Annotated in this window: 12 protein-coding genes; 2 read left to right on the top strand and 10 right to left on the bottom strand. The window is 67.9% G+C overall.

Features of this window, described 5'->3' with window-relative positions:
• Nucleotides 1-87: 87 nt before the first annotated feature.
• The 8 genes from B1A87_RS04625 to B1A87_RS04590 all read right to left on the bottom strand — a co-directional run bounded on the left by B1A87_RS04625 (nt 88) and on the right by B1A87_RS04590 (nt 9,510).
• On the bottom strand, nt 88-1,866 hold the full coding sequence (locus B1A87_RS04625; protein WP_078026688.1) for a DEAD/DEAH box helicase: 1,779 nt from the start codon (nt 1,864-1,866) through the stop codon (nt 88-90).
• Nucleotides 1,866-2,207, bottom strand: a complete 342-nt coding sequence (locus B1A87_RS04620) for a DUF3039 domain-containing protein (RefSeq protein ID WP_078026689.1) — start codon at nt 2,205-2,207, stop codon at nt 1,866-1,868. Before B1A87_RS04620 ends, B1A87_RS04625 begins: the two co-directional genes overlap by 1 nt.
• Nucleotides 2,208-2,282: 75 nt before the next feature.
• Nucleotides 2,283-3,065, bottom strand: a complete 783-nt coding sequence (gene nagB / locus B1A87_RS04615; RefSeq protein WP_078026743.1) for a glucosamine-6-phosphate deaminase — start codon at nt 3,063-3,065, stop codon at nt 2,283-2,285.
• Between the two features lie 74 nt (nt 3,066-3,139).
• On the bottom strand, nt 3,140-4,711 hold the full coding sequence (locus tag B1A87_RS04610) for a transporter (RefSeq protein ID WP_078026690.1): 1,572 nt from the start codon (nt 4,709-4,711) through the stop codon (nt 3,140-3,142).
• Entirely contained in the window at nt 4,693-5,457 is a 765-nt protein-coding gene (locus tag B1A87_RS04605; RefSeq protein ID WP_078026691.1) for an ABC transporter ATP-binding protein, read from the bottom strand. The genes B1A87_RS04610 and B1A87_RS04605 overlap by 19 nt, the downstream gene beginning before the upstream one ends.
• Nucleotides 5,458-5,562: 105 nt before the next feature.
• On the bottom strand, nt 5,563-6,666 hold the full coding sequence (locus B1A87_RS04600; protein WP_078026692.1) for an NADH:flavin oxidoreductase/NADH oxidase: 1,104 nt from the start codon (nt 6,664-6,666) through the stop codon (nt 5,563-5,565).
• A complete protein-coding gene (locus tag B1A87_RS04595) occupies nt 6,666-7,640 on the bottom strand; it encodes a tetratricopeptide repeat protein (protein ID WP_078026693.1) in 975 nt (324 codons plus the stop codon). The genes B1A87_RS04600 and B1A87_RS04595 overlap by 1 nt, the downstream gene beginning before the upstream one ends.
• Nucleotides 7,641-7,749: 109 nt before the next feature.
• Nucleotides 7,750-9,510 carry a hypothetical protein gene (locus tag B1A87_RS04590; RefSeq protein ID WP_078026694.1) on the bottom strand — a complete coding sequence of 587 codons (1,761 nt, stop codon included), beginning with the start codon at nt 9,508-9,510 and terminating at the stop codon, nt 7,750-7,752.
• A gap of 489 nt (nt 9,511-9,999) precedes the next feature.
• Here B1A87_RS04590 and B1A87_RS04585 point away from each other — a divergent pair, with 489 nt between their 5' ends.
• Nucleotides 10,000-11,004, top strand: coding sequence for an AI-2E family transporter (locus B1A87_RS04585; RefSeq protein ID WP_395940221.1), 1,005 nt, complete (start codon nt 10,000-10,002; stop codon nt 11,002-11,004).
• A 16-nt stretch (nt 11,005-11,020) separates the two neighbouring features.
• On the opposite strand, the gene B1A87_RS04580 is transcribed toward B1A87_RS04585, so the two are convergent.
• On the bottom strand, nt 11,021-11,821 hold the full coding sequence (locus tag B1A87_RS04580; protein ID WP_078026696.1) for an alpha/beta hydrolase: 801 nt from the start codon (nt 11,819-11,821) through the stop codon (nt 11,021-11,023).
• A 66-nt stretch (nt 11,822-11,887) separates the two neighbouring features.
• A complete protein-coding gene (locus B1A87_RS04575) occupies nt 11,888-12,244 on the bottom strand; it encodes an ATP/GTP-binding protein (protein ID WP_078026697.1) in 357 nt (118 codons plus the stop codon).
• Nucleotides 12,245-12,361: 117 nt separating this feature from the next.
• On the opposite strand from B1A87_RS04575, the gene nucS reads away from it, so the two are divergent.
• Nucleotides 12,362-13,057 (top strand): endonuclease NucS, encoded by a 696-nt coding sequence (gene nucS, locus B1A87_RS04570; RefSeq protein WP_078026744.1) that lies wholly within the window; start codon nt 12,362-12,364, stop codon nt 13,055-13,057.
• Nucleotides 13,058-13,261 lie beyond the last annotated feature (204 nt).

Raw genomic sequence — 13,261 nt, 5'->3', positions numbered from 1 at the left:
CGCCCCGGCCGCGAGACCGGACGACAACAGGAAAGGCGGGGCCGTCTGAGGCGGCCCCGCCTTTCCTGCACACAATGTCTTTTAGGCCTACTTCCGGCCGACGAACCAGTCCTGGAGCTTCTTCAGCCGGGACTGGAGCTGTTCCTCGTTCGCCTGCGCGACCGGAGGCCCGCCGCAGACCGTCCGCAGCTTCGTGTGGACCACGCCGTGCGGCGTCCCGGTCCGCGCCGACCACGCGGCCACGTTCTTGGCCAGCTCGTTGCGCAGCTCCATCAGCATCCGGTGGTCCGGGACCGCCGGGGCCGCAGGCGCGTCCGCCGGAGCCAGGCGTTTCTTGCGGCTCTGCTGCTCGTGCTGGCGCTGGCGCAGCAGGGTGCCCACCTGCTCCGCATCCAGCAGGCCCGGAATGCCCAGGAAATCCAGTTCGTCCTCGGAACCGATGTCGCCGCCGGTGCCGAACTCACCGCCGTCAAACAGCACACGGTCGAAGCTCGCCTGGGAATCCAGTGCCTCGAACTTGCCCTTGGTCAGGCTGTCCGAGGCCTTGTCCTCCCGGTTGGCTTCGTCCATCAGCGAGTCTTCCGGATTGAAGAGACCGTCCCCGTCCTCCTTCTCCGGCCGGTCCAGGGCATGGTCCCGTTCGGCTTCCATGGAGTTGGCCAGCGCCATCAGCTGGGGCACCGACGGCAGGAACACCGACGCCGTCTCTCCCCGCTTCCGGGCACGCACGAAGCGGCCCACGGCCTGGGCGAAGAACAGCGGGGTCGACGTTGACGTCGCATACACGCCGACCGACAGCCTCGGAACGTCAACGCCTTCGGACACCATGCGGACCGCCACCATCCACCGTTTGTCGCTGGCGGTGAATTCCTCGATCTTGCTTGAGGCCTTGGCATCATCGGAAAGGATCACCGTGGGTGATTCCCCCGTGATCCTCTTCAGCTGCCCCGCATACGCCCTGGCGTCGTCGTGGTCCGTGGCGATCACCAGGCCGCCGGCGTCGGGAACGGAGCGCCGGACTTCACTGAGGCGCTTGTCCGCGCCGGCCAGCACCGCGGGAATCCACTCGCCCGTGGGGTTCAGGGCTGTCCGCCATGCCTGGGACGTGACGTCCTTGGTGACTGCCGCCTCTCCCAGGGACGCGGCCATCTCCTCGCCCCCGCTGGTGCGCCAGCGCATCTGCCCCGAGTAGGCCATGAACATGACAGGGCGCACCACGTGGTCCCGCAGGGCGCTGCCGTAGCCGTAGGTGTAGTCCGCCTTTGAACGCCGGATGCCGTCCCTGTCCTCGGCGTACTCCACGAACGGGATGGGCGAGGTGTCCGAGCGGAACGGCGTACCCGTCAGGGACAGCCGCCGGGCGGCAGGATCGAACGCTTCGCGGAGTCCGTCGCCCCACGACAACGCCTCGCCGCCGTGGTGGATTTCATCGAGAATCACCAGGGTGCGGGCGGCTTCCGTCTTGGCCCGGTGCAGCATCGGCTTGCTGGCCACCTGCGCGTATGTCACGGCGACGCCGATGAACCCGCGGCCGTGCTGGCCGTCGGAATTCTTGAAGTTCGGATCAATGGCAATACCCACCCGCGCCGCGGCGTCAGCCCACTGCCGCTTGAGGTGGTCGGTCGGGGCGACGATCGTCACCCGGTTGACCGTGCCGGCTTCGATGAGCATGGACGCCACCCGCAGCGCAAAGGTGGTCTTGCCGGCACCGGGTGTCGCAACGGCCATGAAGTCGCGCGGACTGGTGCTGAAGTAGCGGTCCAGGGCCTCCTGCTGCCAGGCGCGCAGCTTCGGGGCGGTTCCCCAGGCTGCACGTTCCGGATAAGCCGGAGGCAGAGTGGGTCCGCCGAAGAGTGTCTCCGTCACTACTTGTTGTTGCCTGAGTCCCCGCCGGAACCCTTGCCGCCGTCATTTTCGGGCCGCAGGCCGTCGTAAACCTCTTTGCACATGGGGCACACGGGAAACTTCTGGGGATCCCGCCCCGGCGTCCAGACCTTGCCGCACAGGGCGATGACCGGCTCGCCGGAGAGCGCGGACTCCATGATCTTTTCCTTGCGGACGTAGTGCGAAAAGCGTTCGCGGTCCCCGGGCTCCACTTCTTGGCGCAGTTCCTCGCGCTCAATGGTTGCAGTGGACGATCCGGCTCCGGAAAGCTCACGCATGGGGTCGTTCTCGAGAGGATCCGTCATGCTAGTCATGCCATCCATCTTAGCCGTTCCGGACAGCGGGCACCGGACGCCGGGACACGCCGAGGCAGCGGCGCCCGGCGGCGGTCCAGGGCGCTAGAGGCCCTGCCAGGCCGGTTTGTGGTCGTACGTGTGGCGGTAGTAGTCGGCGAGTTTCAGCGACGACGCCGCCGCTTCGTCCACCAGGATGCTGGCATGGGGATGGAGCTGAAGGACCGACGCCGGGCAGATCGCGGCAACGGGCCCTTCCACGAGGTCATGGACGGCCTGCGCCTTTTGGGCGCCGGTGGCCACGAGGACCGCGTGACGCGAATCCAGGATGGTGCCGAGCCCCTGCGTCACCACATGATGCGGCACCTCATCGAGGTTGCGGAAAAATCGCGCGTTGTCCCGGCGTGTCTGTTCGATCAGGGACTTGATGCGCGTGCGCGACGCCAACGAGGAGCCTGGCTCATTGAAGCCGATGTGCCCGTCGGTGCCCAGTCCCAGAAACTGCAGGTCCACTCCCCCGCGCGCCCGGATTGCTTCCTCGTAGGCCCGGCAGGCGGCCGGAATGTCAGCGGCATTGCCGTCGGGTCCGAGGACGTTTTCCGGGTCGATGTTGACTCGGCTTGTGAAGTCGCGGCGGATGACTTCGCGGTAGGACTCGGGATGGCCGGGGGCCAGCCCTACATACTCGTCCAGGGTAAATCCGTACGCCCTGCTGAAGTCCAGGCCGGCCTGTTCGTGGCGCCGGGCCACTTCGTCGTAGACGGGAAGGGGCGACGAGCCGGTGGCGAGTCCCAGCACGGCATCGGGCTTGCGCCGCAGCAGGGTTTCAACTGCGTCCGCCGCCAGGGAGGCGATCTGTCGCATGCCCGGAAGGATGACGACCTCCATGGTCACGGCCTTTCCTCGTCCCTGCCCATTACGTGCCTAGTCAATCACGGTCCGGGCCGCCCCGGCAGAGAGTTTTACCGGTTCACTGTCAGCTGTGCCAGGAGTTCCGGTCCGCGGGCGTCCAGCCAGCGCCCGCCCACCCTCACTCCGGCAACGAAGAGCACCGAACCAAGCAGCGGGCCGAGCGCGAGATTGATCCAGCCAAAGACCTGTTGCCCCGTCAGCAGCTGGGCGATCAGCAGGGCGGCCTCCGGAAGGATCAGCACCAGCAGGACCCCCATCCCGCCGAACTGGACGGCCAGGGTCTGGGCCACGTTGCCGGGCGGTTTCTTGAACGGGCTGTCGCCGGGCAGCGGGACGGCAATGGTGTAGCGGGCGGAAACCACGGAGGCCAGCCCCAGCCCCGTGAGGAGGACCCCGACCGACAGCCCCAGAATGCCTGGCAGCTTCTCCCAGTCCCCGGTGATGAAGAACGGCACGGTCGCCAGGATCAGCACGGCGGGCAGCGCGAAGGCCAGGCAGGCCAGGGCCCGTCCCAGCCGGTCATGGACGCCGCGCACTCCGGCGGCAAGGTGCAGGGCGAATGCCGTGTTGTCGTAGGACACGTCGGACGAAATGGACCATGCCAGCAGGAAGGCGGTCAGCGGCCCGACGATCAGCAGGACGCCGAAGTCATTCGTCTGGCTGCCCTGGAACGCAAGTACTACCGGCAGCAGAGGAATGACGACGAGCGATCCGGAATACCGGGGGTCGCGGAACCAGTAGGTCAGTGAACGGGCGGTGATAGCGCCGACCGGAGTGGCAGGCAACAGTGAGAAGAGTCCCATCCGTCCGCCCTTCCTGCGGCTGCTGCCGGCGTAGGGCGGAGTCACCAGGGCCCGCTCGAGCAGTACCTTCCAGCACCAGGCCAGGCCGGCCAGCGTGGCGGCCGCGATGAGCAGCTTGAATGCTGCCTGGCCCGCATGCCCGGCCGCGAGGTCACCGCCCAGCGACCATGCCGCGCCCAACGGCGTCCAGGACAGGCCCCGGGCAAGGTCGGCCAAGTAGTCGCCCGAAGCTGACACGCCCTGGAAGATTCCTGCCATGATCGGGCCGAGCAGGACGAGCGGCACCATGAACGCGGTTCCGCTGACATCCTTGAAGCGCCGGGAGGCGGCCAGGCTGGCCGTAGCCGTGGTGACCACCTTGGACAGCACGACGCAGCTCAGCACGCCCAGCACGGCCCCCACCAGGGCACCCGCGGCGGGAAGGATGCCGCGTGACCAGGTGCCGACTGTCGCCAGCGCCACGATGACGGCGGCCAGCCCCGGAATGCCGATGAGGCCGCCCAGGCCCAGCCCGGCCAGAAGCTGCGGCATGGGGACTGCCGCGGTGGTGAACCGGGCCGGGTCCAGCGTCATGTCAGCCGCGGAGGCCACCACCGGCACAATCCCCCAGCCGAGGACGGCTGCGGAACCGCTAAGAACCACCACGGTCTGGGCCAGGCCGGCATCCTCCTGTCGGAGGAAGAGCAAGGCCGTGACACACAGCCCGACGATGCCCAGGGCATAGAGGCCGCCTATGGCCAGACCCACCAGCTGCCAGGGGCTCCGACGCAGGCCGTTCCGCAGGAGCGCCAGCTTCAGCCTTAGGAGGTGCGCAACCATTCCAGCCCCTCGGTCTGGCTCCGGCCGCCCACGAGCTCGACGAAGCGCTCCTCGAGGCTCGCGCCGGCGCGGACCTGGTCCACCGTCCCGGCCGCGAGGAGCCGCCCCGCCGCGACCACTGCCACGTGATCGCACATCCGCTGCACCAGGTCCATGACATGGCTCGACACGATCACCGTTCCTCCGGAGGCCACGTACCTGTCCAGGATGTCCCGGATGTTGGCGGCGGAGACGGGATCCACGGATTCGAAGGGCTCATCCAGGACCAGGACCTTCGGGGCATGGATCAGCGCGGATGCCAGTGCGATCTTTTTTGTCATGCCGGCGGAATAGTCCACCACGAGCGTCCCGGCGTCCTGGCTAAGGTCCAGCGCGGCCAGCAGTTCCCCTACCCGGGAAGCCACCACGTCCTTGTTCATGCCTCGGAGCAGCCCCGCGTAGGTGACAAGCTGTTCGCCGCTAAGCCTGTCAAAGAGGCGCACGCCGTCGGGCAGGATCCCCATCAGCTTCTTGGCCTCCAGCGGCCGGGCCCAGACGTCCACGCCATGCACCAGCGCGGTGCCGAAGTCCGGCCGGAGGAGCCCCGTGGCCATCGACAGCGTGGTGGTTTTGCCGGCCCCGTTGGGGCCGACTATGCCGAAGAACGACCCTGACGGGACGTCGAGGCTGATTCCGTCCACGGCAATCTTGCTGCCGAAGCGCTTGGCCAGGCCCCGGATCGACAGGGCTGTAACGGGAAGGGTCATGAACTTACCCTAAGCCGCGCACCCTCCAATGTGGATCCTCCGGAAGGAGTAGAAGGGGGATGACCGCGGGCGGACCAGAATGTCGTACGGTCAGAACGCCGTAGGTCAGAACGCGTGGCGTGGAACTGCGCGCTCGTACTGGGGAGCCCACCGCAGGTCGTGGCCCAGCTCGAACGCCGCGCGGAGCCACCAGTGCGGATCCCGGAGGGCAGCCCGCGCAATGAAGACGCCGTCGGCCTGCCCGGTGGCCACCACGTGCTCTGCCTGGCCGGGCGATGTCAGCAACCCGACCGTGCCGGTGGCGACGCCTGTTTCGCGCCGGATGCGTGCGGCGAATCCGGTCTGGTACCCCGGCCCGGGCTGGATCTGCTGGTGTGCCACGGCTCCGCCGCTCGAAACGTCGATGAGGTCAACGCCGTGCTCGGCCGCCTGCGACGCCAGATGCACCGAGTCCTCGATGCCGATTCCCCCCTCGGCCCAGTCGGAGGCGGAGATCCGCAGCAGCAGCGGCATGGAGTCGGGGATCACGTTCCGGATGGCGTCGACCACAGCCAGCGTCAGCCTGTTCCGCCCCTCCGCGTCGCCGCCCCAGGCATCGGCGCGGTCGTTCACCAGCGGGCTTTGGAACTGGTGGAGGAGGTAGCCGTGGGCTCCGTGCACCTCGATAGTGTCGAAGCCGGCTTCAACGGCCCTCGTGGCGGAGGCGGCAAAGTCCGCGATGACGCCCTGGATGTCTTCCTCGGTCATGGCCGCCGGCGGCGCATAGCCGTCAAAGGCGGCGGTGCCCGGCCCCACGGTGCCCCAGCCGCCGTCGGCAGCGGGCACGGAGCCTTTCTCACCGGAAAACGGCCAGTACGTAGACGCCTTGCGCCCGGCGTGGGCGAGCTGGGCACCGATCTTGGTGTCCGCCACGCCGTGGCGGTGCACGAAGCTGACGATGCGTTCCCAGCCTGCCGCCTGCTCGTCGTCATAGAGGCCGGCGTCGCGCGGGCTGATCCGCCCGGCAGCGTTGACGGCCGCGGCCTCCGTCAGGATAAGGGCCGCTCCGCCGGCAGCGAACGAGCCCAGGTGCATCAGGTGCCAGTCGTTTGGCACTCCGGGCGCGGCGGCGGGGTCGCAGCTGTACTGGCACATGGGTGAGACCCAGCCCCGGTGCTGCAGTTCCAGTGACCGCAGGGCCAGGGGCCTGAAGAGGGCGGGCGTGGCCACTAAAACAGAACCCGTGCCAGGGCCTGGCGGGCTTTTGCGACGCGTTCGTCGGTTGTCCCGACCACGTCGAAGAGCTCCAGCAGGCGGATCCGGGCGGTTTCGCGTTCCGGACCGAAGTTCCTGCCGATGAAGCCCACCACCCGGCTCAGGGCATCCTCCACATGGCCGCCGGCGATGTCCAGGTCGGCAACGCCAAGCTGGGCCGCGAGGTTGTCAGGTTCGTCCGCCGCGAGCTGGCGGAGGGCATCGCCGTCGGGTCCCGACAGCTTCTGGAGGCGGTCCATCAGCTCAACCTGGGCAAGTCCGGCCTTGGCTTCGGCGTCCGCCGGCATCTCGGTGAGGGCCTGCCGGTAGGCAACGGCGGCAGCGGCGAAATCCCCGGCCTCAATGGCGTCGAAGGCCTTCTGGTGCAGCGGCGGCAGTGGCGCGGGGGCGATCTCACCCGGCGTCGCGCCTCCCACGTTCCCGGAGACGCCGTTGGCGGCGGCCACCTTGAGCAGTTCGTCGAGGAGGGCGCGGATCTGCTCTTCGTCCGCTCCGCCCTGGAACAGGGGCACGGGCTGGCCCTTGAGCACGGCCACCGCGGTGGGCACGGCCTGGACCTGGAAGGCCTGGGCCAGCTGGGGGAAGGCGTCAATGTCGGCAGCGCCGAGGACCAGCCGTCCGGCATAGCTCTGGACGATCCGGTCCAGGGCGTCCAGCACGCCGGCGGATTCCGGCGAATACGCCGCCCACAGGGCGAACACGACCGGCACCTGCGCCGACAACTCAATGAGGTCCTGGAAGTTTCCCTCCGTGACCTCTACGCGGAGCGCTGGCCCCTCGGCGCCCGGCTCTCCGGGCGCGGGGGCGTTTCCCGCTGCCGACGCCGGCGGCGCGGGCCGTTGCTTTAGCGAGGAAAGATCGACGGCGCCGCGGAGGTTGAGCTGGCTGGCGGCGGCTGGAGGGACAGGACGGGATGCTGGCGAACTCATAGCGTCCACTCTAGCCACTCCTGCGTCCACGGGAAGCACCGCGGACGCAGGAGGCCCCGGCCCGGATCACCGGGCCGGGGCCTCCTCCCGGGTCTGCCTGGAGCCGGACCTACTTGAACTTGGCTCCGACGAGCCCCCGGGTGGCGGCCACGAGCTTCATCGGGTCCTTCGAATCGGCCGGCGGCACGTACACGGCCATGGACTCCGCGAAGTTCAGCACCATCCCGCTGGTGGTTTCCTTGCCACCGGCCAGGACGGCCGCGTCGCTTCCAATGGAGAGCTTGTCGCCCTCGGACTTGGGAGTGCCGTCGAAGTTGAACGTGAGGCGGCCAAGAACCAGTGCGCCGCCGTCCGCCGTCCGGAAGACGACAGTGCTGCCGGGCACCACCTTGTGGCTAAAGGCGAACTTGCCGTTCACGCCTTCCTTCACCACGTCAGACTGGTACGAAAGGGTGTCCGCGATGTATGGCGAGGACTCCCCTTCCACGAGCTTGTCCTTGAAGGTGGAGTTGGCCTTCGTCAGGCGGTCCGCCAGCCCTGCGAGGGCTTCCTCGCCGCTGTACAGCAGGCCTGACTTGTCGTCCTTGGACAGGGTCTCGGTGCCGTTGCGCTCGATCGACGGGAAGGTGGTGCCCGGCTGCAGCGGAGTGGTGCCCACGAGCTTGTAGTTCTCCCGCGGGGAGCTCTGCACCAGCGTGAGGAGCTGCGGGACCACGTTGCCTTCGCCCTGGGTGACGGCCAGGACGGACCGGGGCCAGGCCCGCTTGCTCGTCACGACGGTGGTCAGGAGCTTGGTGGAGCGCACGGGCATGCGCGCATCGTAGGAAGCCACCCGCGAGCGGATCTTGTAGTTCTGCGTCCGGACTTCGAGCTCTGTTCCGGCGACACGCGCCGTAAGTTTCTTGGCGTCCTTGGCTGCATCGCCGGCATCGGTGGCGCTCGCAACCTGTTCCAGGATGCGGCGGAACTGGGCATCGAGGAGCACTGGCGAATCACCGGCGGCCGGTGCGGCCGAAGCGGAACCGGAAGGAGCCGCGCTGGAGGACGCGCCCGTGGCGGCGGGCTGCGGCGTCTGGCTGGCCTGGGCTGCCACGCCCGTACCGGCGAGGACCGCGGCCGTGGCCGCTGCCACCAGAATGCTGAGCCGGGTGCCGGCTCCGGTGCCGGCCTTGGCGGAGGCCCTCGCGGCAGCCTTGGCCCGCGCGCGCTTGGCGAACTGGCTGCCCAGGCTGATGTGGAAACCGCCCTGCCCGGGCGTTCCGCCCTTGGGCTTGAGGACGAGCAGCGCAGCGCCGGCAATCATCAGGAGTCCACCGAGGACCATGAGCGGCACGGCCCACGGCGTGGAGGTGTCATTGGGGAACGTCATGGAAATCGACGTCGGCGCCGGCTTGGTGCCGTCACTGGCCAGCAGCAGCGACCAGTCGCCGTCCGCCGGCGCGGTCCACGTGTAGTCCAGCTCGCCGCTGGCATTTTCCGTGGAGACCCAGAGATCCGATCCTGCCGGAGTGGGCGCCGTGGCTTCACCGTCGGTGCGTTCCACCTGAAGGGCTTTCGTGTCCTCGGAGAGTCCTGTGACCGTGTTGTGGGCGGTCTTGCCCACCCACGCGTCGACGTCGTCCGGGCGGCCTGCGGCCAGCAGGAAACTGCCCTCACCCTTGACCTTGATGGTGACCGTGCCCCCTTCGACGGTGCGAAGTTTGTGGTCAATAACGGTCAGCGGCGCGGCTTTCGCATCAGCGGGAGCCGTGGCCGTGACGGTCTCGGCCGGGGCCCAGATGGTCGTCTGCCCGATTCCGGCCAGCAGTGTCAGGAGGCCGAGCAGCACAAGTGCAACTGCAGTCTTGAAACGCAAAGGTATACCTATCATCAGCGGGGGTTTGCTTTCAATAGTAACCGTTTTGTTACCAATCAGTCAGTTCGGCCCTTCGCAGCAGCCTCTGGCCACCCCCTGAATCGGCCTCCATCCGTCTATTGACAAGGCTGCTGATAGTGTTTGCGATGATCATCACATCCGGCCCGCAGCCGCGGCGCCATGGACGGAAAAGGCATTAAAAGCAGTGACTGAACAGACGGAACCGTCCACCCACGGCCCGGAAAACCTGCCCGACGCCAGCTCCCCAAGAATCAGTCGGCGCCGGAAGTGAAGGCGCCCGCGGCCCGGCCCGCCCTGCCGCGCTGGTTGCCGTGCTGCGCCGGCTCCGCCAGCCCATCCCCGGCGCACAGCCCCGACTCCGCTTTGAGATGCCCCGGAACAGCTGGACAACCTCGAGCCGGAGACCGCTGCCGGCGGCGACACGGCCCGCTTCGGCGCCCCCGGCCCCCGCATTTCTGCGCAGCACCCCTGTATGTCGGATTCATGGGGACGGTCGGCGTCGGCCTAGCCCTCCTGGTGTACTGGATCGGGTCCAACACCACGCAGCTGCTCCTGTGGATTGTGGCGGCGCTTTTCATTGCCCTGGGCCTTGACCCGGTGGTGCGCTGGCTCGAATCCCGCAAGATCCCCCGGCCCGCCGGCATCCTGTTGTCGGTGTCCGTCCTGATCATTGCGGTGGTGGGCTTTTTTGCCACCCTCATCCCCACCATCGTCGAGCAGGTGACGGAACTCGTCCAGCAGGCGCCGGTGTGGGTCCGCGACTTCATCAACTCGGAGTTCTTCCGGTCCCTCGACAGCCAGTTCGGCGTCCGCGACCGCATCTCCCAGGAGCTGGACAAGTTCGTCAAGAACCCCGAGGCCATGGGCGGAATCTTCGGCGGCGTGGTGGGCTTCGGCTCCACGGTCGCGAACGGCCTCTTCGGAACGTTGATCGTGCTGGTGCTTAGCCTGTACTTCCTCGCGGCCCTGCCTGCCATGAAAAAGTGGGGATACCGGCTTGCCCCGCGGTCCAGGCGGCCCCGGGTGGAGGCGCTGTCCGAGGCAATCACCCGTTCGGTGGGCAACTACGTGATCGGACAAGCTGCGGTCGCCCTGCTGAACGCCACGTTCGCGTTCATCGTGATGTCCATCATCGGCGTGCCCTTTGCCGTGCTCCTTGCCTTCGTGGTGGCGCTGCTCGCGTTCATACCCCTGGTCGGCGGAATGATCGCCGGAGTGGTGGTTGTCCTGATCACCCTGACCCTGGGCTGGCAGCAGGCGGTCGCGTACGCCATCTGCTACTTCGCCTACCTCCAGTTCGAGGCGTACTTCATCTCGCCCCGGATCATGCAAAAGGCCGTGGCCGTCCCCGGTGCCGTGGCGGTCATCTCGGTGATTGCCGGCGGCAGCCTCCTCGGAGTCCTCGGCGCGCTGATCGCCATCCCCACAGCCGCCGCCATCCTGCTGCTCGTCAAGGAAATCTACATAGTCCGCCAGGACAAGCACTAGCGGGAAGGCATGCGCCTCACGCGGTGGCCGTGGCCACCGGCCCGTTCCACTCCTGCGGCAGCCCGGCGGCGCCTGAACCGTTGCTCGTGACGTCGTCCACGATTTCGTTCAGCACGCGCGCCGCGTGCTTCTCCCCCACCCAAAGGTGCTTGGCGCCGTCGACCGCCACCACGCGGGCCTGCGGCACCAGGCCGAAGCGCCGGGCAGCCTCGGCAGGGCGGAGATAGTCGTCGTGTTCCGGCACCAGCACGGTCAGCGGCTTGCCCGCGGCGGCCCACAGCTTGAGGTGGGCGTCGGTGGCGCGGTGCAGCGGCGGTGACAGCAGCACGGCACCCTCTACCTGCGATGCCACCGGCTCCACTGCACCGTACATAAGGGCCAGCTCGGTCCCGAACGACCACCCCACGAGCCAGCGGTTGGGCAGCTCCCGCTCGACGGCGAACCGCACGGCCGCCTCCACGTCATACCGCTCCCCGATGCCCTCTTCAAACTCGCCGTCGCTGGTTCCCCTGGGCGACGACGTTCCCCTGGTGTTGAACCGCAGCACGGCCACACCGGCCAGCGCCGGCAGCCGGTAAGAGGCTTTTCGGTAGACGTGCGAGTCCATGAAGCCGCCGTGCGTGGGCAGCGGATGCAGCGTTATCAGCGTGGCCATGACCGGGCCGGACTCCGGCAGGGCCAGCTCGCCCACCAGCGTGCGGCCGTCCTCGGTGCGGATCTCGATGTTTTCGCGACGGGCCGGCAGGACCGTGGACGCGCGGATGGCGGTCGTTTCGGACGGCTGGCTGAACACGTACGACGTCGGGTCAAAAGTCATGCGTACCAGCTTATCTTCCGCGTCAGCTGCGTTCCGTCCGCGGGCGCGGCCTACCGCCGATCGCTGTTAGCGGTAGCGGAAGTTGCGCGACGTCCAGCAGTTCGTGTGCCAGTGCCGGCGCTCCGAGAGCCCGGCGGCCGCGCCGAAGAGGTGGTCATCGGCCCACACCACAAGGTGGGCGACTCCCGGCAGCACGGCTGTGGAACAGCCGGGGCAGATGTAGGCCTTCTCCGCCTTGCGCGCGGTCATGGACCGCACCATCCAGACGCCGTCCGGGGCGCTCTCGCGGCGGGCGATCCCCGCCCGGGCCCGCTCCAGGTCAAGCTCCGGGGCCGGCCCTGAGCCGTGCTTTCCTCCGCCGGCAGCGTTGCCGGGGGTGGCGCGCCCCGTCTTTGCACGGCGGGGGCGGTTCGAGCGGGGCATGCTTCCATTCTGCCCCAGCCGGAACGGCTCCGGTGCCGCGACCGCCCCTGCGCGCCCCGGGGTCATGCCTGCGACCCGGTGCGCGGTGCCCGTTGCCGACGCGGTAGTGTGTACGGCGTGCGTCTAGTCATAGCCCGTTGTTCCGTTGATTATGTTGGCCGGCTCAAAGCCCATCTTCCCCTTGCCACCAGGCTCCTGCTGGTGAAGGCCGATGGGTCGGTGCTGGTGCACTCCGACGGCGGCTCCTACAAGCCGCTGAACTGGATGAGCCCTCCCGCCACGCTGCGGGTGTCCTCCCCCGATGACACCGACGTTGAAGTCGGTGTGATCGAGCAGTGGACCGTCCAGTCCGCCAAGACGGACGACAGGCTGATCATCAACATCCATGAACAGCTGCATGACACCTCGCATGAGCTGGGCCTGGACCCCGGGCTGATCAAGGACGGCGTGGAGGCGGACCTGCAGCGCCTCCTGGCCGAGCAGATAGAAACCCTCGGCACCGGCTTCTCCCTCATCCGCCGGGAATACTTCACGGCCATCGGCCCGGTGGACATTCTGGCCAGGGACGCGGACGGCTCCACCGTGGCCATCGAGCTCAAGCGCCGCGGCGACATCGACGGCGTGGAGCAGCTGACGAGGTATTTGGAGCTGCTCAACAGGGATCCGTTGCTGGCCCCGGTCCGCGGGATCTTCGCCGCGCAGCAAATCAAGCCGCAGGCCCGCGTGCTCGCGACGGACCGCGGGATTGACTGCATCACACTGGACTACGACGCCATGCGCGGCGTGGACGACATCGAGTCCCGGCTGTTCTGAGGCCCGGGCAGGCCGGGCGCTGCGTCGGTGATCAGGCGTTTACTTGGGATTTGCCCAAAATTTATGCGATTCCGCGTTTTTCCCGTTGACCAGACCGTACTGTCATGAAATTCTTGTATCAGTCTTTGTGTAGGTGTTTTTTCATGCTCGCAAGACATGTTGCGAGCGCGAAGCTCCTGCAACGCATATCCGGTCTCACCGGGG

It is taken from the genome of Arthrobacter sp. KBS0703 (assembly GCF_002008315.2).
Classification (GTDB): Bacteria; Actinomycetota; Actinomycetes; order Actinomycetales; family Micrococcaceae; genus Arthrobacter.
This window is presented reverse-complemented; position numbering and strand designations above follow the sequence as displayed.